This is a genomic window from Variovorax sp. Varisp53 (assembly GCF_059491555.1).
The window spans coordinates 6,384,897-6,404,150 of sequence record NZ_CP168512.1; the positions used below are offsets into that span (position 1 = coordinate 6,384,897).

The 19,254-nt window shown below is 68.9% G+C and carries 20 protein-coding genes; 5 read left to right on the forward strand and 15 right to left on the reverse strand.

The genetic code is table 11. The features are described from left to right. The 4 genes from ACEOAB_RS30100 to ACEOAB_RS30115 form a co-directional block, all read right to left on the reverse strand. Positions 1 to 1,008: a quinone oxidoreductase family protein gene (locus ACEOAB_RS30100; RefSeq protein WP_413748940.1), complete on the reverse strand. Its 1,008-nt coding sequence runs from the start codon at positions 1,006 to 1,008 to the stop codon at positions 1 to 3. 345 nt (positions 1,009 to 1,353) lie between these two features. After that, positions 1,354 to 2,244 (reverse strand): beta-keto acid cleavage family enzyme, encoded by an 891-nt coding sequence (locus ACEOAB_RS30105; RefSeq protein WP_413748941.1) that lies wholly within the window; start codon positions 2,242 to 2,244, stop codon positions 1,354 to 1,356. Next, entirely contained in the window at positions 2,241 to 3,005 is a 765-nt protein-coding gene (locus tag ACEOAB_RS30110; protein WP_413748942.1) for an SDR family NAD(P)-dependent oxidoreductase, read from the reverse strand. Before ACEOAB_RS30110 ends, ACEOAB_RS30105 begins: the two co-directional genes overlap by 4 nt. A gap of 23 nt (positions 3,006 to 3,028) precedes the next feature. After that, entirely contained in the window at positions 3,029 to 3,895 is an 867-nt protein-coding gene (locus ACEOAB_RS30115) for a dioxygenase family protein (protein ID WP_413748943.1), read from the reverse strand. 133 nt (positions 3,896 to 4,028) lie between these two features. Between ACEOAB_RS30115 and ACEOAB_RS30120 the strand changes: the two genes are divergently transcribed. Further along, positions 4,029 to 5,063, forward strand: coding sequence for a LacI family DNA-binding transcriptional regulator (locus tag ACEOAB_RS30120; protein WP_413748944.1), 1,035 nt, complete (start codon positions 4,029 to 4,031; stop codon positions 5,061 to 5,063). A gap of 12 nt (positions 5,064 to 5,075) precedes the next feature. Here ACEOAB_RS30120 and ACEOAB_RS30125 read toward each other — a convergent pair whose 3' ends face one another. Genes ACEOAB_RS30125 through ACEOAB_RS30135 form a run of 3 tightly spaced genes read right to left on the reverse strand, consistent with a single transcriptional unit; the run spans position 5,076 to position 7,329 of the window. Beyond that, positions 5,076 to 5,417 (reverse strand): hypothetical protein, encoded by a 342-nt coding sequence (locus tag ACEOAB_RS30125; RefSeq protein ID WP_495653330.1) that lies wholly within the window; start codon positions 5,415 to 5,417, stop codon positions 5,076 to 5,078. Positions 5,418 to 5,432: 15 nt separating this feature from the next. After that, a complete protein-coding gene (locus ACEOAB_RS30130; RefSeq protein WP_495653331.1) occupies positions 5,433 to 7,103 on the reverse strand; it encodes a hypothetical protein in 1,671 nt (556 codons plus the stop codon). A 31-nt stretch (positions 7,104 to 7,134) separates the two neighbouring features. Beyond that, positions 7,135 to 7,329 carry a YjiS-like domain-containing protein gene (locus ACEOAB_RS30135; protein ID WP_007837912.1) on the reverse strand — a complete coding sequence of 65 codons (195 nt, stop codon included), beginning with the start codon at positions 7,327 to 7,329 and terminating at the stop codon, positions 7,135 to 7,137. A gap of 100 nt (positions 7,330 to 7,429) precedes the next feature. Here ACEOAB_RS30135 and ACEOAB_RS30140 point away from each other — a divergent pair, with 100 nt between their 5' ends. Next, a complete protein-coding gene (locus ACEOAB_RS30140; protein ID WP_495653332.1) occupies positions 7,430 to 8,323 on the forward strand; it encodes a LysR family transcriptional regulator in 894 nt (297 codons plus the stop codon). A 7-nt stretch (positions 8,324 to 8,330) separates the two neighbouring features. Here ACEOAB_RS30140 and ACEOAB_RS30145 read toward each other — a convergent pair whose 3' ends face one another. From ACEOAB_RS30145 to ACEOAB_RS30155, 3 genes are all read right to left on the reverse strand, one after another. After that, on the reverse strand, positions 8,331 to 9,368 hold the full coding sequence (locus ACEOAB_RS30145) for an aliphatic amidase (RefSeq protein WP_495653333.1): 1,038 nt from the start codon (positions 9,366 to 9,368) through the stop codon (positions 8,331 to 8,333). 177 nt (positions 9,369 to 9,545) lie between these two features. Then, complete coding sequence (locus tag ACEOAB_RS30150) at positions 9,546 to 10,046, reverse strand: hypothetical protein (RefSeq protein WP_413749113.1); 501 nt, start codon at positions 10,044 to 10,046, stop codon at positions 9,546 to 9,548. Further along, positions 10,043 to 10,999 (reverse strand): LysR family transcriptional regulator, encoded by a 957-nt coding sequence (locus ACEOAB_RS30155; RefSeq protein WP_495653334.1) that lies wholly within the window; start codon positions 10,997 to 10,999, stop codon positions 10,043 to 10,045. The genes ACEOAB_RS30150 and ACEOAB_RS30155 overlap by 4 nt, the downstream gene beginning before the upstream one ends. Before the next feature lie 95 nt (positions 11,000 to 11,094). Here ACEOAB_RS30155 and ACEOAB_RS30160 point away from each other — a divergent pair, with 95 nt between their 5' ends. Continuing rightward, positions 11,095 to 12,081: an SDR family oxidoreductase gene (locus tag ACEOAB_RS30160; protein ID WP_413749115.1), complete on the forward strand. Its 987-nt coding sequence runs from the start codon at positions 11,095 to 11,097 to the stop codon at positions 12,079 to 12,081. A gap of 13 nt (positions 12,082 to 12,094) precedes the next feature. On the opposite strand, the gene ACEOAB_RS30165 is transcribed toward ACEOAB_RS30160, so the two are convergent. The 5 genes from ACEOAB_RS30165 to ACEOAB_RS30185 all read right to left on the reverse strand — a co-directional run bounded on the left by ACEOAB_RS30165 (position 12,095) and on the right by ACEOAB_RS30185 (position 16,332). Further along, positions 12,095 to 13,039 (reverse strand): glutaminase, encoded by a 945-nt coding sequence (locus ACEOAB_RS30165; protein WP_056600293.1) that lies wholly within the window; start codon positions 13,037 to 13,039, stop codon positions 12,095 to 12,097. Beyond that, positions 13,036 to 13,944, reverse strand: a complete 909-nt coding sequence (locus tag ACEOAB_RS30170; protein ID WP_413749116.1) for a DMT family transporter — start codon at positions 13,942 to 13,944, stop codon at positions 13,036 to 13,038. The genes ACEOAB_RS30165 and ACEOAB_RS30170 overlap by 4 nt, the downstream gene beginning before the upstream one ends. Before the next feature lie 85 nt (positions 13,945 to 14,029). After that, positions 14,030 to 14,389 (reverse strand): BON domain-containing protein, encoded by a 360-nt coding sequence (locus ACEOAB_RS30175; RefSeq protein ID WP_413749117.1) that lies wholly within the window; start codon positions 14,387 to 14,389, stop codon positions 14,030 to 14,032. Positions 14,390 to 14,518: 129 nt separating this feature from the next. Beyond that, entirely contained in the window at positions 14,519 to 15,028 is a 510-nt protein-coding gene (locus ACEOAB_RS30180) for a flavin reductase family protein (protein ID WP_413749118.1), read from the reverse strand. A gap of 74 nt (positions 15,029 to 15,102) precedes the next feature. Continuing rightward, entirely contained in the window at positions 15,103 to 16,332 is a 1,230-nt protein-coding gene (locus ACEOAB_RS30185; RefSeq protein ID WP_495653335.1) for a nucleoside recognition domain-containing protein, read from the reverse strand. 71 nt (positions 16,333 to 16,403) lie between these two features. On the opposite strand from ACEOAB_RS30185, the gene ACEOAB_RS30190 reads away from it, so the two are divergent. Continuing rightward, entirely contained in the window at positions 16,404 to 17,981 is a 1,578-nt protein-coding gene (locus ACEOAB_RS30190) for a phospholipase D family protein (RefSeq protein WP_413749119.1), read from the forward strand. A 113-nt stretch (positions 17,982 to 18,094) separates the two neighbouring features. Further along, positions 18,095 to 19,252 (forward strand): ABC transporter substrate-binding protein, encoded by a 1,158-nt coding sequence (locus ACEOAB_RS30195; RefSeq protein WP_413749120.1) that lies wholly within the window; start codon positions 18,095 to 18,097, stop codon positions 19,250 to 19,252. Positions 19,253 to 19,254 lie beyond the last annotated feature (2 nt).

A 19,254-nucleotide genomic window follows, 5' to 3' on the forward strand; every position in this document is an offset into this window, starting at 1 on the left:
TCAGGGTCGCAGCACGACGCGGTCGGTGCTGCCCGAGAGCACCAGCCGGTAGGCGTCGATCGCATCGTCGAGCGTGAAGCTGCGTGCGACGGGGAAGGGCTTCAGCGTGCCGCGCTCGAAGCCTTCGCGCATGGCGTCGAGCTGCGCGGTGCTGGCGATGCAGTCCATCGCCAGCGAGTCGATGCCCACGTAGGTGTGCATGCCCCGGTAGAACGCGAAGATGTCGAAGGGCACCGCGCGCTCGTGCGTGGCGATGAAGATCTGCGTCGCGCCCTTGGCCATCGCCTTGTTGGCGGCCTCGAAGTAGGCGCTGCCGACGGTGTTGTAGACGATGTGCGCACCGCGCCCGTCGGTGAGTTCGCGCACCTGCGCGCCCACGTCGGCGTGGTGGCGCGCATCGATCACGTCCACCGGCCCGCTGGCAAAGCCCTCGAAGGGACCGGCGCGCCGCTGTACCGCGATCACGCGTGCACCGGCCTGCGACGCCAGCTGCACCGCGGCCTGCCCGACCTTGCCGTTGGCGCCGAGCACCAGCACTGTTTGGCCCGCCTGCGGCATGCCGCTGCGGCGAAAGCCTTCGTAGGCTGTGACGAAGGGCACGCCCACCGCGCCGGCCTCGTCCATCGAGATGCCGCGGGGTTTGGCGCGCAATGCCTGTTCGGGCAGCACGAGGTAACGCGCATGCGAGCCATCGCGTGTGATGCCGATGTCACCGCCGGAGCCGTAGACCTCGCGGCCGATCCATTCGGATGGTCCGCTCACGACGGTGCCCGCGAAGTCGCGGCCGGGGGTGCGCGGCCACACGGCCTGCGGCATGATGCCCAGCGTCGCCTTGACGTCGCTCGGGTTCACTGCAGCGGCGGCGATGCGGACGACGGCATGGCCTGGAGGCGGCGTGGGTTCGGCCTGCGGCGAGGCGTGCAGCTGCAGTGCGTCGAGGTTGGCGGCCTTCTCGTTCACGCGCAATGCGCGGGAGGTGTGGGTCGTGTGCATGGCAGCGACGTTCATTTTGGTATTTCCTGCGTGCTGTGTTGCTGGGTGCTTGTGTTCTTGGCGCTGTTGTTCGGGGTGCGTGCACAGGCCGCCGGGTACTCCCCTCCGCGAATGTCCCCCGCCTTCGGCTCCTCCTTTATTTCGCTGCGGGGAGCACCCGACGCCCTGTGCACAGGGCACGCTGCTGGTGAACCGCCGATCGACGACCGCGTCCATCGATCACGCTGGCGGGGTGCCTTGCGCAGCGAAATAAAGGAGGAGGCCGAAGGCCGGGGGACATTCGCGGAGCAAGGTACCCCGTCGGCGGGATCGCGCCCCGAACGACGCCGCGCACAAGATGGAGAGATGCAGGAGTCCACGCTAGCTCCGGGCATCCGGCAACCCCAGCATCGCGCGTGCCTCACGCGGATTCGCAACTTCACCGCCCAGGCTCACGAGGATGTCGCGTGCCTTCGCCACCAACTGCGCGTTGCTCTCGGCGAGCACGCCCTTCTCGAGGTAGATGTTGTCTTCCATGCCCACGCGCACATGCCCGCCCAGCAGCCACGACTGCGCGACGATCGGGAACTCCATGCGTCCGATGCCGAAGGCGCTCCAGAAGGCGCCGCGCGGCAGCATGTTGCGCGCATAGAGCAGCGTCTCGGGCGTGGGCGCGAAGCCGTACTTCACGCCGAGAACGAAGGTCCACATGGCCGGGCCGTCGAGCGTGCCGTCGGCGATCAGGTCGAGCGCGAGGTTGATGTCGCCGGAGTCGAAGATCTCCAGCTCGGGCTTCACGCCGGCCTCGCGCATCACCTTCGCCATGCGCCTCACGTTCTTCGGCGTGTTGATGACCACATCGGGCCCCGAGTTCATGGTGTTGAGGTCGAGCGAGCACACGTCGGGCCTGATGAGCGCGATGTGCTCCACGCGCTTCTCGGGCGGCAGCAGCGTGGTGCCCGGTGCGGCGATCTTCGGGTCGTCCTCGCTCGGAATGAAGCGCCCGCCCGGCCCGGTCGTGAGGTTGACGATCAACTCGCGGTTCTCGCGGCGGATGCGTTCGACCACCTCGCGGTACAGCTCGACCTCCATCGAAGGCTTGCCGGTTTCGGGATGGCGCACGTGGATGTGCACCTGCGCCGCGCCGGCCTCGGCCGCGGCGAGGCATTCGTCGGCGATCTGCACCGGCGTGATCGGCAGGTGCGGTGTCTGCTCCGGCTTCACGAGGTTGCCCGTGACCGCGCAGGTGATGAGTGTCTTGGCGGTGCTCACAGGTGGCGCCCTCCGTCGACCACGATGCGCGTGCCGGTCACGAAGCGCAGCGTGGTGGCCAGCGCTTCGACCGTGGCCGCCACGTCGTCGGGCAAGCCAATGCGGCCCAGCGGCGTGGTGCTGGCCATCTTGTTCGCGAACTCCGCCCCGCGCCCGGGCACGAAACCCGATTCGACCGCGCCCGGCGACACCGACACCACGCGCACCGCCGGTGCGAGCGCCTTGGCCAGCGCGTCGCCGACCACGTCGAGCCCGGCCTTGGCGGCCACGTAGGCGAGGTTGCTGCCCACGCCCGTGAAACCCGCGATGGAAGAGATGTTGGCCACCAACCCGTCGCCGCTGGCCTTCAGCATCGGCGCGAAGGCGCGGATGGTGGCGAACACGCCGCGGAAGTTGGCGCGCACGATGTCGTCGATGAGCTCGTCGGTCAGCGCATCGAGGTCCCCGGCCGGCACCGGTTGCGTGTGGCCCGCGCTGTTGACGAGGATGTCGCAGCGCCCGAGCGTGGCCTTCACCTCCGCGGCGGCGGCATTCAGGCTCGCCGAGTCGACGATGTCGGCGCGGATCGCCGTGTGGCGCTGGCCGTTGGCTGAAGGCAGCGCAGCGGCGCGGGCGGCCGCATCGTCGCCCTTGCGGTGCAGCAGCACGCAGGTCGCGCCCAGCGCGGCAAACCGCGTGGCCGTGGCGTAGCCGATGGCACCGAGGCCGCCGGTGATGACGGCGACCTTGCCGTCGAGTCTGGAGACGGGATCGAAGCTCATAAGTGTTGGAAGAAGTTGTTGATTCAGGGAATGGGCGGCCGTGGGAACTTCATTTCGCCGGGTTCGAGCTCGAAGTCGTGGTGCATCGCCGCGCTCTTGCCGTCGGGTGCGAGCGCAAAGCGCCCGATCAACCTGCGCGTCACGCCGAAGGTCGGGTCGCTCTCGAGGTTCTCGTCGTCGTCCGCGAACACCTGCGTGATCAACACCTTGTGCCCCGGTTTGCTGACCATGAAGTGCAGGTGCGCGGGTCGGTTCGGGTGGCGTTGCTGCGCGCGCAACAGCACGCCGCAGGGCCCGTCGGTCGGTACGGGGTAGCCGGCAGGGCGCACGCTGCGGAAGTGGAAGCGGCCCTCGGCGTCGGTGCTGAAACGGCCGCGCAGGTTCATGTCTTCCTGCGACGGGTCCTGGTTTTCGTAGAGACCGATGGGCGAGGCCTGCCACACGTCGACCGTGGCGCCGGCCACCGGCCGGCCCTTGCCGTCACGCACCGTGCCCGTCACTTCGAGCGGAATGCCCGGCGTGCCCGAGCGCGCGATGCTCTCGCCCAGTGCGCAGTCCGGCGAGTTCGCGCGCCAGAACGGCCCGAGCAGCGCGGCCGGCGATTCGCCATGCGGGTCCTGGTTGTTCTGCAGCGCGACCACGGTCGACACACCCAGGATGTCCGCCGCCAGCACCACCTCGTTCTTGGTCTCGCCCGTGGCATGGCCGATGGCGACGATGAATTCGAGCGCCTGCTCGAACTCTTCTTCCGTCAGCTTCACTTCCTGCACCAGGGCATGCAGGTGGCGCGTGACGGCTTCCATCACGGTGCGCAACCGCGGGTCGGGCGTGCGTTTCATGGCATCGAGCGTGAAGCTCAGTACCGATTCGGGGGAGGTGGCGATGTTCATGGCGGATTCGTGCAATCGTTTGCACGATATTAGTCCAAATCGCTGAAAAGTAAAATGACCCCATTCGGCAGGTCAGGAATAACAGAAAGCCCCTTGCAGCCCTGATCGGCACGACAACCGTTTGCATCAATCCATGAGTACCAGCCCACCTTCCACGCCCGTGACCATCCGCGACGTCGCCCGCGCTGCCGGCGTGCACGTGTCGACCGTCTCCCGCGCGCTCAGCCCCGAGAAGCGCTCGCTGATCAGTGACGAGGTGCTGCGCGTGGTCGAGGAGGCGGCGCAGCGCCTGGGCTACCGGCCCAACCGCGCGGCCTCGGCGTTGCGAACGGGTCGCACCCACACCATCGGCGTGCTGGTGCCGGACATCACCAACGCGGTGTTCCCGCCCATCCTGCAGGGCATCGAGGCCAGCGCGGCGGCGCGCGGGTACTTCGTGTTCGTCACCAACGTTGTGGATCCCGCGCTCGCACGGCCCGTGCTGGAGCGCATGCTGGCGCAGCGGGTCGACGGGGTGGTCATGGCCACCGCCACGCGCGACGACCCGCTGATCGAGTTCGTCACCCAGGCCGGCATGACCGCGGTGCTGGTCAACCGGGCCGACGAAACCGGCCGCCTGCCCGCGGTGGTCAGCGATGACCGGCTGGCGATGAAACTCGCGGTCGATCACCTCGTGGGTCTGGGCCACAAGCGCATCGCCCACCTCGCGGGCCCGCAGAACATTCCCACTGGCGTGGGCCGTCGGCTGGGCGTGGAGCAGGCCTTGAGGGACCACCGCATGAAGCCTTTCCGCGTGGTCGAGTGCGCGAGCTACAGCCGCGAGGCCGGCGCGGTGGCGATGAAGCAGATGCTCGAAGCCGGCGCCGCCCCGCAGGCCGTGGTGTGCTGCAACGACCTCGTGGCACTGGGCGCCTACGACGCGCTGCGCGAAGCCGGCCTGCGCGTGCCGAAGGACATTTCCATCACCGGCCACAACGACATGCCGCTGGTCGACATGGTCGACCCGCCGCTCACCACGATCCGCCTGCCGCACCGCGAGCTGGGCTGGCGCGCGGCCGAGATGCTGTTCGACGAGATCGACGGGCGCTCTATGTCGGCCTCGACCGTGGTGCTGCGGCCGGAGCTGGTGGTGCGCAAGTCGACTGCCAAGCCGTCCGCCGCGCGCTGAGCGTGGCAGGACTCACTTCATCCGCCACCACAGGGCCGCGATGTCGTCGCTCAGGCCCGCGAGCAGAAGCGCCACGGCGACCAGCGTGACGAGCGCCTTCGCGCGCCGCGACAGACCTTCCTTCGGCGCGAAGTCTTCGGCACGGCCGCTGAAATGCACGCCGCAATGGGGACAGCGCAGCGCGTAGCCGAAGACGGGCTCCTTGCAACGGATGCAGGGCACTTCGTCCGGCCCCGGCTGCGCTGGTGCATCGGCGCCGTGCGATGCCTGCGCTGCTGCGCGCAGTTTCTGCTGCCGCGCGCGGCGTTCGCGGTGGGCGGCCAGGTCGATGGGGTCGTTGGAGTTCTCGGGCATGCTGCTGAAACCAGTCTAGCTCGCGCGCGACGCAGTCATCTTGCGCGCCGCCGGCCGACGCGGCGGCTTCGCCTCCAGCACCAGTTCGGCCGGCAGCGCGTCGTTCCACGATTCGGTGAAGTAGGCGCGGTCGCTCGGCACCAGCTGCGGCAGCGCTTCGCGCAGCGAGGCCAGCGACTGCTCCGCCGCTTTCAGGTCGCCCGCGTGCGCCGCGTACCAGGCGTGCTCGAACAGCAGGCTGCAATGCTGCAGGCCCGGGTAGCGGCGCTGCCCGGCCCGGTGATCGGCCAGCCGCGCCTGCGCCACCTGCACCCAGTGCGCCGGCCAATTCGCGGCGTCGAAAGCGTCGGCCAGCGGACCGGCCAGCGCCGAAACCGCGGCCGGGTCCAGCGGCTTCTGCGCGCGGAACTGCGCGAGCGTGGGCCGGGTCTCCGGCCTGCAGTGGCCGCGCGCGATGCGCATCAGGTAGATCGCGTTCCACGCCGAGCGGCCCTGCCCGTCGGTGTGGCTGCAGAGCCATTCGCTGAAGGCGATCCACTGCACGGCGCGGCGGGTGGTGTCGGCGTTGCCGTCGTGCGCGAGCGCGGGCAGGTCGGACAGCCCCACGCGGTCGAACAGCCATGCGGCCATGCCCATGTTGGCGGCCACGTGCTGCGCCGCGTCGAAGGAGTGCGACTCGAAGGCGGCCGCCAGCGCCTCGCCGAAGCGGCGCAGCGATTCCTCGGCGAGCGCGGCTGCCGCGGGCATGTCGTCGGCCGACAGCGCCAGCGCGCGCGAGCGGCACACCAGCGCCCACAGGTTGCACCACTCGAAGCGCACGTCGGGGTGGTGCCGCAGCACCAGCGCGCGCGCCGCGTCCTCGGCCATGCCGCCCAGCAGTGACTGCGCCAGTGGCAGGTCGCGCGCGGTGTAGGCGCACCACGCCGAGACGATGCACTCCATCGCGCCGAGGTAGTCGTTGCCCGCCACGTGGTGCGCGAGCCGCTGCTTCTTGAGCGCCTGCAGCCGGCGCCGCGCCTGCTCGTTGTCGCCGAGGCGGCGCCACAGCATGGCCTCGTTGAGCGTGACCAGTGCGCGCTGGAAGTCGGTGGCGGCCAGCGTGCCGGCGAGGCGGATGGATTCGAGGGCGCTCCCACCCGTGTTCTCGCCCGCCACGGGCGCCATCAGCCGGCCCTGCCGCGCCGCCTGCTGCGACGCGACCAGCTGCTTCCAGAAAGCCGCGTCCTGCAGGTGCACGGCATCGGGCGGCGGCGAGCCGGCGGTCCGGGCGGCCTGTGATCCACGCGAACGCAGCCCGAGGAACGACGCCACCTCGGCCGTCGTGGCCGCGCGGCCTTCGACCAGCACGCGCACGCGCTTCGCCTCGGCGGCCGGCAGCCAGAACGGGCCCTGGCTGCGCCGCTCTGCATTGAGGAAGCGGGGCTCGCGCTGCGTGTCCTCGCCCCAGCCGACCTCGATGCGCCAGGCCTTGAAGTCGCGGAACGCGCGGCTCACGACCATGCGCAGCGTGCTTGCGTCCGACACCTCGCCGCGCAGGTCCGCCAGCCGCACGACGCCGGCGGCATCGTGGGCATGCCGCATGCGCACCAGCAGCCAGAGCGACTGGAAAGCCGCGCGCCGGCCATTGACCGACTGCGGCGAAGTGAGTTCGATGGAAAGGAGGGCGGGAAGGACTGGCTTGGGCACGGCCCCGATTTGAACCTCAAATCCGGCGGTGTCAGTAACGGTCGCGGTCCAGCAGCTGCGGCACTTCACTGCGCCCGATGCCCAGGTCGCGCAGCTCGTGATCGCTCATGTGCGAAAGCTGCGATGCATCGGCGCGCATGCGGCGGCGATCCATCACGCGGCGGTGCCAGCCGCGCAGGGCATGGATCAGGCGTTGATGGAAGGACGATGGCTTTGGCGCGGTCACGATGGGCTCCTTGGTTGGGAGCGCTCATCTTCAGGCGGCGCATGCTATTGTGGAAGTTGAGATTCCTGAAACTTGCCATCACCTTTCCTGATGTGAACCGATGCGACAACTCAACCTCGACCAGCTGCGCACCCTCATCGCCATCGTCGACCTGGGCACGTTCTCGGCGGCGGCCCGGGCGCTGCACCTCGCGCAGCCCACGGTGAGCCTGCACATGAGCGAACTCGAATCGCGCCTCGGCGCGCCGCTGGTGGTGCGCGGCAACCGGCGCATCACGCCGACGGCGGCGGGCGCCGCGCTGGTGGAGCGCGGGCGCAAGCTGCTGCGCGACACCGACGACGCGGTCGAAGCCGTCAAGCGCCAGGCCGAAGGGCGCGTGGGCCGCGTGCGGCTGGGCACCTCGACCGGCGTGCTGGTCGACCTGCTGCCGCAGGTGCTGGAGGCGCTGGGCGCGGAGCATTCGGGCATCGACGTCGAGGTGAGCATCCGCGGCTCCTACGAGGCCATGGAGCGGCTGGCGGCGGGCACGCTCGACATCGGCCTGGTCGCCATTCCGCAGCCGCCGCTGCGCGGCATCGTCGTCACGCCATGGTGCGAGCAGCCCATGATGGCCTTCGTGCCGCGGCGCTGGAAGGCGCCGAAGCGCGTCACGCCGGCGTGGCTGGCGGCACAGCCGCTGATCTTCAACGAGGCCACCACGCACATGTACCGCCTCACGATGGAATGGTTCGCCGCCGCCGGCTTCGCGCCGCGCGCGCGCATCGAGCTCAACTACGACGCCGCCATGCGCAGCCTCGTGGCGGCCGGCTACGGTGCCGCGCTCCTGCCGCTGCAGCAGTCCACCGACATCGTTCCGGGCAACGACCGCATGCAGATCCTGCCGGTGAGCCCGAAGCTCACGCGCCGCGTGGGCATCGCGCATCGCCAGCATGCACTGCTCGACGGCGCGACGCTGAGCGTGCTCGAGGTGCTGAAGACCTTCAGTCAGGCCTGAGCCATGTTCATCGGCCTTGCGCCGGCCCGTTCGGAATGCCCTCGATGGGGCACTCCGGCGTGCCCGCCGTGCTGCGCGTGAGCGCTTCCACCATCTCGCGCGTTCCTTCGGGGTCGTTGATCCACTTCGCGTAGAAGTCGTAGGGGCAGGCTGCCAGCCCCTTGTCGCCGTCGCCCGAGTTGATGGTGCCCGTGTAGCCGCGATGCAGCAGCTTGAACAGGTGGTTCTGCGACTGGCCGTTGCGGCGCGCGTCGCGGATCAGGCTCATCGACAGCTCGGCGTAGTTGATGCCCATCTCCTCTTCGCCGCACTCGCCCAGCGTGCGGCCGTCGAAGCCGATCAGCGCCGAGTGGCCGAAGTACGAGTAGACGCCGTCGAAGCCCGCCGCGTTGGCCACCGCCACGTAGGTGTTGTTCATGAAGGCCATGGCCTTCGACACCAGGATCTGCTGCTCCTTGGACGGGTACATGTAGCCCTGGCACCGCACGACGAGCTCGGCGCCGCGCATCGTGCAGTCGCGCCAGATCTCGGGGTAGTTGCCGTCGTCGCAGACGATCAGGCTGATCTTCATGCCCTTGGGGCCCTCGCTCACATAGGTGCGGTCGCCCGGATACCAGCCCTCGATGGGCACCCACGGCATGATCTTGCGGTACTTCTGGACGATCTCGCCCTTGTTGTTCATGAGGATCAGCGTGTTGTAGGGCGCCTTGTGCGGATGCTCCTCGTGGCGCTCGCCGGTCAGCGAGAACACGCCCCACACGTTGGCGCGGCGGCAGGCGTCGGCGAAGATGGCCGTCTCGTCGCCCGGCACGGTGGCGGCCGTGTCGTACATCTCCTTCTCGTCGTACATGATCCCGTGCGTCGAGTACTCGGGAAAGATCACCAGGTCCATGCCCGGCAGGCCCTTCTTCATGCCGACCAGCATCTCGCCGATCTTGCGGGCGTTGTCCAGCACCTCGGCCCTGTTGTGCAGGCGGGGCATCTTGTAGTTGATGACCGCGACGCCCACGCAATCGCTGCTGCTCGAAATATCACCGTGTCTCATGACGCTGCTCCTGAAGGATGGTTGAGAAAGAAAAACAAACAAGAAAGCCCGGATCGGCGTTCAACCGATCCGGGCTTTCCGGTGGAGCAATGGGTTCGTGTCGTCGAAGCCGATTGTTCTCAACTCAGCGCGGGCTGCACATACGTCATTTCGCTGATTGCGCTGGTACCCGGTGCGTCAGCGCGGCCGCGCGTAGCCGGATTCGATCCATGCGCTCGCGCTGCTGGCCGTGAGCCTGAACGCGGGCGACACGTTCACGCTGGCGAGCTCGGAGTCGTCGGCATCGTCGTAGGCGCTGAGCGTGGCCGAGGGGTTGTCCTCGTCGGGCACGATGGCCAGCGCCACGCGCACGCGCCGGTCGTCGCGCGCGGTGACGGTCACGCTCTTGTTGAGCGTGGCGTGAAGCTGCTGCTCGTGGCGGCGGATGACTTCGGCGGCGGTCTTCACCAGCGTGGAGAAGGCGGGGCCGTCGAGCGGCTTCGGGTTCTTCTTGTCGCGGCCCATGGTCCAGGGGCCGACCAGTGCCGGCTCGGGGTCGCCGTGGCGGGTCATCTCGACGGCCCAGCCGTCGTCTTCCTCGTTCTTGATGATGCGGGCGGTCCAGCGGTCGTCGCGCCAGAGGCGGTCTTCCTGCAGGGGGAGGGAGTCGGGGTCGTTCGTTTCGGTAAGGTCGGTCATTCGGTGGCCTGGGTTCTCGCGCCGGCCATTTTCCCCTGTGTGCCGGCTTCATCCGGCGCGCCAACGTACTGTTGCAGTCCCTCGACCAGCGCGTCGAAGGCGGCGCGGCAGCGCGGGCTGTGGCGCAGGTCCTCGTGCATGGTGACCCAGGTGTCGAGTTTCATCGAGAAGGTGCGTGGCATCAGGCGCACCAGCGCGTCGCTGCGCCGGGCGAGGCCGACCTGGCAGATGCCGATGCCTGCACCCGCGCGGATCAGCGCCAATTGGGCCAGCTCGCTGTCGGTGCGCAGCGAGAAGGCGTCGCGGCCATAGCCCGGCCACGCCGTGCCCGCCTTGGCCGCGTTGCGCACGAAGGCCGACGGTTGGTCGTAGCCGATCACCGCATGCGCGGCCAGCGCCTCGAGCTTGCGCGGCGTGCCGTGGCGCGCCAGGTAGTCGCGGTGCGCGTGAAAGCCCAGCTCGATGTTGCCGATGCGGCGCGCCACCAGCTGCTCCTGCTTCGGGCGCACTATGCGCACGGCGATTTCGGCTTCGCGCCGCAGCAGGTCCTGCACGCGGTTGGTCAGCACCAGCTCGACCTTCAGCGCCGGGTGCGCTTCGCGCAGCCGCGCCACGATGGGCGGCAGCACTTCCACGCCCATCACCTCGCTGGCCGACACCCGCACCACGCCGCGCACGCCCGCGCCATGGCTGCTGGCGGCGCGCTCCAGCGAGGCCGCGGTGCTTTCCATGGCCTCGGCGTGGGTCTGCAAGGCCAGCGCCACCTCGGTCGGCAGCAGGCCGACCTGCGAGCGCGTGAAGAGCACCACGCCCAATGCCTCCTCAAGCGCAGCCACATGGCGCCCGGCCGTGGGCTGGGTGATGCCCAGGGCGCGCGCGGCGCCCGAGAGCGAGCCCTCGCGCAGCACGCCGAGGAAGGTGCGGTAGAACTCCCAGCCGATGTTCGAAGTCATACAGAAATGTATAGCTGCTAGCTCACATTCGGCAATTCCTTTTGAACCTCGTCAGATCCAGAATTCGTCCATCGACAACTGTTCTGGGGCATTTCATGGCACGCAACGACACGGTTCTGGTCCTTGGCGCGACGGGCGGCATTGGCAGCGAGGTGGCGCGCCAGTTGCGCGACGCGGGCTGGCAGGTGCGCGCACTCAAGCGCGGCGCGACCGAAGGCCGCAGCGACGGCATCACCTGGCTGGCCGGCGACGCGATGGATGCGCAGGCCGTGCGGCAGGCTGCGAAGGGCTGCGCGGTGATCGTGCACGCGGTCAATCCGCCGGGCTACCGCCGCTGGTCGGAGCTGGTGCTGCCGATGCTCGACAACACCATCGCCGCAGCGAAGGCCGAGGGCGCGACCGTCGTGCTGCCCGGCACGGTCTACAACTTTGGCCCCGACGCCTTCCCGCTGCTGGCCGAAGACTCGCCGCAGCACCCGTTCACCCGCAAGGGCGCGATCCGCGTCGAGATGGAACGTCGCCTCGAAGACGCGAGCCGCCAGGGCGCCCGTGTGCTGATCGTGCGCGCCGGGGATTTCTTCGGCCCGAAGGCCGGCAACAACTGGTTCTCGCAGGGGCTGGTGAAGGCGGGACAACCCGTCAAGGGTGTGAGCTACCCCGGCAGTGCCGGCATCGGCCACCAGTGGTCCTACCTGCCGGACGTGGCCCGCACCATGGTCGAGCTGCTGGCGCGGCGCGACCGGCTCGAACCCTTCGCCCGCTTCCACATGGCCGGCCACTGGGACGCCGACGGCACGCGCATGAGCGACGCCATCCGCAAGGTGGTGGCGCGCCGCACCGGCGCCAGGGTCGGCGTGTCGGCCTTCCCGTGGTGGCTGCTGACGCTGGCCTCGCCTTTCGTCGTCACGTTCCGGGAAATGCGCGAGATGCGCTACCTGTGGCGTACGCCCGTGGGCATGGACAACGCGAAGCTGGTGGCCCTTCTCGGCCGCGAGCCCCACACGCCGCTCGAAGAGGCTGTGGAAGCATCGCTCGACGGCATGGGCTGCCTGGCCACGGCGCCCGTGGCCGCGGCCGTGTGACTCGCGGCGCCGCTCAGAACACCGACAGCCCCGTGCGCGCCACGAACATCTCGAGCGCCTTCATGCCCAGCAGCGAATTGCCGGTGGCATCGAGCGCCGGCGACCAAACGCACAGCGTGAGCCGGTCAGGCACGACGGCCACGATGCCGCCGCCCACGCCGCTCTTGCACGGCAGGCCGATGGAAAAGGCCACGTCGCCCGCCGCGTCGTAGGTGCCACAGGTGAGCATCAGCGAGTTGATGCGGCGGGTCTGCCGCTCGCCGGTGATCGCGGGCTCGCCGGCGATCGGGTGGGCGCCGTCGCGGCTCAGGAAGGCGGCGGCGCGCGCGAGCTGGCGGCAGCTCATGCGCAGCGCGCATTGGTGGAAATAGGTATCGAGCACGGGCGCGACGTCATTGTCGATCTTGCCGAAGCTCTTCATGAAGTTGGCCAGCGCGATGTTGCGAAAGCCCGTGTCGGCCTCCGATTGCGCGACTTCGTCGTCGAAGCCGATGGGCTCGCCGCACAGGCTCGTCATGAGCGCCAGGATGTCGGCCTTGGCGCTGCCGCCGTTGGCCTTGGCGTGGCTCACCAGCCGGTCGGCCACCGCAATGGCGCCGGCATTGATGAAGGGGTTGCGCGGCTTGCCCTGTTCGTTCTCAAGCTGCACCAGCGAGTTGAACGGGTTGCCCGAAGGCTCGCGGCCGATGCGCTCCCACAGCGCATCGCCCATGCGCTGCATGGCGAGCGTCAGCGTGAAGAGCTTGGACACGCTCTGAATCGAGAAGGGCGTCTCGAAGTCGCCCGCGCCGGCTTCCTCGCCGGCGCAGGTGCGCAGCGCGATGCCGAACTGCCGCGCGTCGATGCGCGCGAGCGCCGGGATGTAGCTGGCGACGGTGCCGCCCTGGCCGAGCTGCGGGCGCAGGGTGGCGACGATCTCGTCGAGTACCGGCTGGAAATTCGTGGTTGTCTTGCTCATGCGCTGCGTTGTACCGCAGGCCGCCGGTTCACCAGCACGATGCCCAGCGCCACGCCGACCAGCGCCACCATCAGCTGCGCCGTGAGCGGCTCCTTCAGCAGCACCACGCCGAACACCAGCGCGAACAGCGGCGTGAGAAAGGTGAAGGACGACATCTGCGTGGCCGGGTAGTGCCGCAGCAGCCACATCCAGGTGAGGTAGCTGGCGAAGGCGCCGATCACGGTCTGCAGGCCGATGGAGGTCCAGGCCCAGCTGGAGTACGAAAAACTCCAGTGCTCGCCGAGCGCCAGCGACACCACCGGGCACACCGCCGCCGTCACTGCCACCTGGTAGAACAGCGTCTTCTCCGCACTGGCCGTGGCCAGCCGCGTGGTGCGCAGCGTCAGCGTGGTCAGGCCCCAGAGCATGCCGGCGGCCAGCGCCATGCCGTCGCCGACGAGCTGCGACGAACTCATGTGGCCGAAGCCCTCGCTGAAAGCCAGCACCACGCCCGAGAACGCGATGAACAGCCCCAGCCACTGGAAGCCGCGCAGCCGTTCGGCGGGCACCCAGCGTGGCAGCAGCAGCGACACCCAGAAGGGCGCGGTGTAGAGAAACACCGTGAGCCGCGAAGCGCTGGTGTGCTGCAGCCCCAGGTAGATGCCGGCGAACTCGCCCGAGAACAGCAGGCCGGCCAGCAGTCCCGGCCACAGCGTGCCGTCGCGCTCGAACAGCGGCACGCGCCGCCACACGCACCACAGCCACAGCAGCACGACCGCGCCGGTCATGCGGATCGAGGCCTGCCACAGCGGCGGCACCTCGGTCACGGTGGTCTTGATGAGGATCTGCTGCAGGCCCCAGAAGGCGCAGCAGGCAATGAGCAGGCCGATGGCGAGGCTGTCGAGATGGGTCTTGCGCTGGATCATTGGCGGTCGGTCAGTCACGGCGGATTGCCCGCCAGATTCATCCGATGATCGTACTGCGCCCGCGTGATCTGCGCGCAAGGCGCCTTCAGTTCGCGGCCGGCGGGTAGGGCGGCTTGCCGCGCGTGCCGACCATCAGGTCGGGCACCACGGTCTCGACGTCGGGCAGGGCGCGCGCGGCGCGTTCGAGCTTCTTCGCCAGCGCCGCATTGGGTACGCAGCCCTGCAGGTACACCCAGCGGCGCTGGATCATCACCCACACGCTGCCCTTGTTCACGCCCGGCACCGCCAGCAATGCGGCGCGCACCTTGGGCGCGAGCGGCTTGTCGTAGCGGTAGGCGTTGCTGTCGGTGCACTTGCCGGCCAGCCAGCAGCTGGTGCCGCGCTCCAGCCGCGAATGGGTCTGCAGGCGGCGTTCCTCGGTCGTGTAGAACGGGCCTTCGGGCATCGCGCAGGCCCGCGGACACCTGGAAGAACGGGTCGTCGAACCAGTTCTGCTTGAGCGGCCCCGCCGTTTCCTGCGCCATGCCGGTCTGCGCGGCGAGCAACAGGACGGACAGCAGCGCAGGGTGTTTCATCACAAGGGATGCTCGGTATAGAAGCGCCCGCCGTGGAACAGCAGCGGCGAGGCGCCCGCATCGTGCGTGCAGCGCTCCACCTCGCCCACGAAGATCACGTGGTCGCCTTCGTCGTAGCGGCTGCGGTTGAAGCACTCGAAGCTGGCGGCCGAGCCCACCAGCACCGGCGCGCCGCCGAGGCCCTCGGTGAATGCCACGTCGGCCCAGCGGTCGATGTTCTTGGTGGCGAAGCGCTCGGCCAGCGCCTTCTGGTTGGCCGCCAGGATGTTCACCGCGTAGTGCGAACCGGCGCTCAGCGCGGGCATCGAGCCGGCCGCGCGCGCCAGGCTCCACAGCACCAGCGGCGGTGCGAGCGAGACCGAGTTGAAGGAGTTGGCCGTGAGGCCGACCAGCGTGCCGTCGGCCGCGCGGGCGGTGACGATGGTGACGCCGGTGGCGAACATGCCGAGCGCTTCACGAAACTCGTCGGGCGAAAAGGAGGGCGGCTGGGCCCGGCGGGAAGTGGTCACTGAAAAAGGCGGCAAGGCTTGGGGGGCGGAGGACCATTTTGGCTCAGCGCCTGTTCGGCTGCCTGGCCGGGCTCTTACCCGAAGAACCAGTAGCAAACAGCGACAGCGGCCACGACCCCCGCCACTTCGGCCAGCAACGCACACGCCACCGCATGCCGCGCGCGCTGGATGCCGACCGCACCGAAGTACACGGCCAGCACGTAGAAGGTGGTCTCGGTGCTGCCCTGGATGGTGGCGGCCACCAGCGCGGGGAAGCTGTCGACGCCCTGGCTCTTCATGGTCTCGATCAGCATCGCGCGCGCCGCGCTGCCCGAGAAGGGCTTGACCAGTGCGGTGGGCATGGCGTCGACGAAGCGCGCGTCGAAGCCGCCTGCGTGCACCAGCCAGCGCAGGCCGCCGAGCACGAAGTCGAGCGCGCCCGAGGCCCGCAGCACGCCGACCGCGCACAGCATCGCGACGAGGTACGGCAGCAGGTTCTTCGCGATGTCGAAGCCTTCCTTCGCGCCTTCGATGAAGCACTCGTACACCTTCACGCGGCGGATCGCCCCGGCCAGCAGGAACACCATGACCACGCCGAACAGCGTGAGGTTGCCCAGCAGCGACGACAGCGACGCGATGGCCGCCGCCGACAGCGTTCCCAGCAGCGCCATGAAGCCGCCCAGCAGCAGCGCGCCGGGCACGAGGTAGGCCAGCACCACCGGGTCCCACAGCCGCAGGCGCTGCGCCACCGCCACCGACAGCAGCCCGACCAGCGTCGAGGCGCTGGTGGCCAGCAGGATCGGCAGGAACACCAGCGTCGGATCGCCCGCGCCCTGTTGCGCGCGGTACATGAAGATGGTGACCGGCAGCAGGGTCAGCGACGAGGCGTTGAGCACCAGAAACAGAATCTGCGCGTTGGTGGCCGTCACCGGGTCGGGGTTCAGCCGCTGCAGCTCGCGCATGGCCTTCAGGCCGATGGGCGTGGCGGCGTTGTCCAGCCCCAGCGCATTGGCCGCGAAGTTCATCGTGATGAGCCCGAGGGCGGGGTGCCCAGCCGGCACGCCCGGCAAGAGGCGCCGGAACAGCGGCCCCAGCAGCCGCGCCAGCCAGCCGACCAGCCCCGCCGCCTCGGCGATGCGCAGGAAGCCCAGCCACAGCGTGAGCGTGCCGAACAGCAGCACCATCACCTCGACCGCCAGCCGCGCCATCGCGAACAGGCTTTCGACCAGGGCCGCGAACACGGTCGGGTCGCCCCCCACGAGCCACCGTCCCAGCGCCGCCAGCGCCGCCATCCCGAAGAAACCCAGCCACAAGCCGTTGAGCACGCTTCTCTTTCCTTTTTTGCGGGTCGATCATAGGTCGCCGCTGCGGCCCGCCGCGAGCTACAGTTCGGGCCATGCGCGCTTTCATCGTTCGTCGTTTCGCCGCCTTCCTGGGGTTTGTTGCGGCCGCATGGCTGGCCGGCTGCGTCAGCCTGCCGCCGCCCGTGCCGCGCGCGAACGTCGCGGCGATCACCGACGTGGCGCAGACCGAACTTGGGCAGCTGGCGGCCAAGGGAATGCCGGGCGGTTCCGCCGCGCTCTCGGGCTTCCGCCTGCTGCCAGAGGCGGCGTTCGCCTTCGATGCCCGCATCTCGCTCGCGCGGCATGCCGAGAAATCGCTCGACGTGCAGTACTACCTGATCCAGAAGGACGACGTCGGCCTGCTGCTGCTCAAGGAACTGCGCGAAGCCGCCGCGCGCGGCGTGCGCGTGCGCCTGCTTGTGGACGACCTCTACACGGCCGGCGAGGACGAGGTCTTCAGCACGCTGTCGGCCTTCCCGAACATCGAGGTGCGGCTGTTCAACCCGCTGCCCTCGCGCGCCAATTCGCTGTCGGCGCGGCTGCTGTTCTCGCTGACCGACTTCGGTCGCATCAACCATCGCATGCACAACAAGCTGCTGGTGGCCGACAACAGCTTCGCGGTGTCGGGCGGCAGAAATATCGCCAACGAGTACTTCATGCGCAGCACGGCGGCGAACTTCATCGACATGGACGTGCTGTCCAGCGGCCCCGTGGTGCGCCAGATGTCCGAGGGTTTCGACCGCTACTGGAACAGCGAACACGTGCGTCCCATCGAGCAGATCGCGCCGCTGCGCATGCCGGTGGAAGAGGCGCAGAAGCGCTTCGACGCCATCGCGCGCACCGCGGTGCCCGACGTGGCGATACGCCAGCGCGACGTCCTCGACAAGCCGCCGGTGGGCCAGGAGCTGATCACCGGCGACATCAATCGCCACTGGGCGCCGTTCAAGCTGTTCGTGGACGACCCCGAGAAGATCACGCGCAAGCCCGAGGCGGCCTTCGAGGGCAGCGTGACCGAGGGCGCGCTCGGCGTCATCAATTCGGCGAAGCGCGAGGTCAAGATCGGCTCGCCGTACTTCATTCCCGGCGCGCGCGGCATGGCGATGATGAAGAAGGCCATCGAGCAGGGCGGACGCATCACCGTGGTCACCAATTCGCTCGGCGCGACCGACGAGCCGCTCGCCTACGCGGGCTACGAGCGCTACCGCGCCGACATGCTGAAGATCGGCGTCACCATCTACGAGATCGCGCCCACGCTCACGGGGCGCTCGGGCCGGTTCGGGGATTTCGGCAAGTCGATCAGCCGGCTGCACGCCAAGCTCGCGATCGTCGACGACGACCGCTTTTTCGTCGGCTCGATGAACCTCGACCATCGCTCGGCCGCCGTCAACACCGAAATGGGCCTCGTGATCGACAGCCCGGAACTGGTGAAGGACTACGACAAGCTCCTCGGCGGCGAGCGCCTCAACCTGGGCTACAGGCTGCGGCTCGGGCCCGACGGCCGGCGCGTGCAGTGGCTCGAGTACGACGACGCCGGTGGCGACATCGTCCACGAGGACGAGCCCGGCGAATTCCTCTGGCTGCGCTTCAAGAACTGGCTGCTGCTGCCCATCGTGGGCGAGGAACTGTTGTAGGCAGCCGACTGGCTGGGTCCGAACGTCCTTTCCAGGAGAAGGGAGTGCGTTACATTTCCGATAGAAATGTAAATTTTTGTCACTGCCCGTTGAAGGGCTCCTGGAGATTCACCATGACCGTTCCTGTGCCGCGCGAATCGATTGCGCCGCTTTCCACCAGCCGTCGCCGTGCGCTGACCGGGCTGGCCGCAACCGCTGCAGCAGGCTTGGGATTTCCGGCGCTCGCGCAGACGCGGGCGGTGCGCGTCGGCGCCACCTTCGACAACAGCAGCGTCGAGAAGGCCAACGGGCAGGGGCTCTACCAGGGGTCGAGCGCGTTCTTCAACGCGCTGAACAAGGCGGGCGGCATCAACGGCACCAAGGTGGAGCTCGTGATTGCAGACGACACGTTCAAGCCCGAGGTGGCCAAGGCTAACGCGCTGGCCTTCGAGAAGGACAGCTCGGTGCTCGCGCTGGTGCATCCGCTGGGCACGCGCCAGACGGCCGCGGTGATGGATGCGGTCCCCGGCATGGCCGTGGTCGGCCCGATCACCGGCACCATCTCGCTGCGCAAGAAGGTCTCGCCGAACACCTTCTGGGTGCGCGCCAACTACGACCAGGAAGTCGACAAGCTCGTGAGCACGGCCATCGTGCTGGGCCAGAGCCGTATCGGCCTCGTGCATTCGGACGATCCGCTCGGCCAGTCGGTGCTGGGGGCGTTCAAGAATGCGCTGGTCAAGGCCAAGCTGGAACCGGCGGTGATCGCGACCACGCCCAACACCACCAGCATGGAAGTCGGCCCCGCCGCCGAAGCCATCGCCAAGGCCAAGCCGCAGGTGGTGGTGGTCGGGTTGGCCGGCACGGCGCCGGTGTTCCTGAAGGCGCTGCGCGAGGCGGGCAACAGCAGCTCGGCCTACGGCCTGTCGATCACGGCCAGCGCGCTGTCGGCCATGGGCGACCTGGCCAAGGGCCTGGGCTTCGTGATCGTCGTGCCCTCGCCGTACTCGACCAAGTTCGAGATCGTGCGCCGCTACCAGGCCGACATGGTGGCCAACGGCGTCAAGGAGTTCTCGCTCACGAGCCTCGAGGGCTACATGAACGCGGCCGTGCTGGCGGAAGGCATGCGCCGCGCCGGCGGCTCGCTGACGCGTGCGTCTGTGATGTCGGGGCTGGCGAGCATCGAGAACTTCGACCTGGGTGGGGTGAAGATCAACTACGGCCGCACGAACCGCGAAGGCGGCCAGTTCGTGGACGTGGCTGTCATCGGCAGCCGGGGGCAGATGCTCAGCTGAGC

What these genes read in the sequence shown, in the direction of transcription:
- ACEOAB_RS30190 (WP_413749119.1), top strand. Translation starts at nt 16,404, where the DNA reads ATGCGCGCTTTCATCGTTCGTCGTTTCGCCGCCTTCCTGGGGTTTGTT.
- ACEOAB_RS30125 (WP_495653330.1), bottom strand. Translation starts at nt 5,417, where the DNA reads ATGCCCGAGAACTCCAACGACCCCATCGACCTGGCCGCCCACCGCGAA.
- ACEOAB_RS30195 (WP_413749120.1), top strand. Translation starts at nt 18,095, where the DNA reads ATGACCGTTCCTGTGCCGCGCGAATCGATTGCGCCGCTTTCCACCAGC.
- ACEOAB_RS30160 (WP_413749115.1), top strand. Translation starts at nt 11,095, where the DNA reads ATGGCACGCAACGACACGGTTCTGGTCCTTGGCGCGACGGGCGGCATT.
- ACEOAB_RS30145 (WP_495653333.1), bottom strand. Translation starts at nt 9,368, where the DNA reads ATGAGACACGGTGATATTTCGAGCAGCAGCGATTGCGTGGGCGTCGCG.
- ACEOAB_RS30155 (WP_495653334.1), bottom strand. Translation starts at nt 10,999, where the DNA reads ATGACTTCGAACATCGGCTGGGAGTTCTACCGCACCTTCCTCGGCGTG.
- ACEOAB_RS30140 (WP_495653332.1), top strand. Translation starts at nt 7,430, where the DNA reads ATGCGACAACTCAACCTCGACCAGCTGCGCACCCTCATCGCCATCGTC.
- ACEOAB_RS30170 (WP_413749116.1), bottom strand. Translation starts at nt 13,944, where the DNA reads ATGATCCAGCGCAAGACCCATCTCGACAGCCTCGCCATCGGCCTGCTC.
- ACEOAB_RS30150 (WP_413749113.1), bottom strand. Translation starts at nt 10,046, where the DNA reads ATGACCGACCTTACCGAAACGAACGACCCCGACTCCCTCCCCCTGCAG.
- ACEOAB_RS30115 (WP_413748943.1), bottom strand. Translation starts at nt 3,895, where the DNA reads ATGAACATCGCCACCTCCCCCGAATCGGTACTGAGCTTCACGCTCGAT.
- ACEOAB_RS30165 (WP_056600293.1), bottom strand. Translation starts at nt 13,039, where the DNA reads ATGAGCAAGACAACCACGAATTTCCAGCCGGTACTCGACGAGATCGTC.
- ACEOAB_RS30120 (WP_413748944.1), top strand. Translation starts at nt 4,029, where the DNA reads ATGAGTACCAGCCCACCTTCCACGCCCGTGACCATCCGCGACGTCGCC.
- ACEOAB_RS30110 (WP_413748942.1), bottom strand. Translation starts at nt 3,005, where the DNA reads ATGAGCTTCGATCCCGTCTCCAGACTCGACGGCAAGGTCGCCGTCATC.
- ACEOAB_RS30100 (WP_413748940.1), bottom strand. Translation starts at nt 1,008, where the DNA reads ATGAACGTCGCTGCCATGCACACGACCCACACCTCCCGCGCATTGCGC.
- ACEOAB_RS30175 (WP_413749117.1), bottom strand. Translation starts at nt 14,389, where the DNA reads ATGCCCGAAGGCCCGTTCTACACGACCGAGGAACGCCGCCTGCAGACC.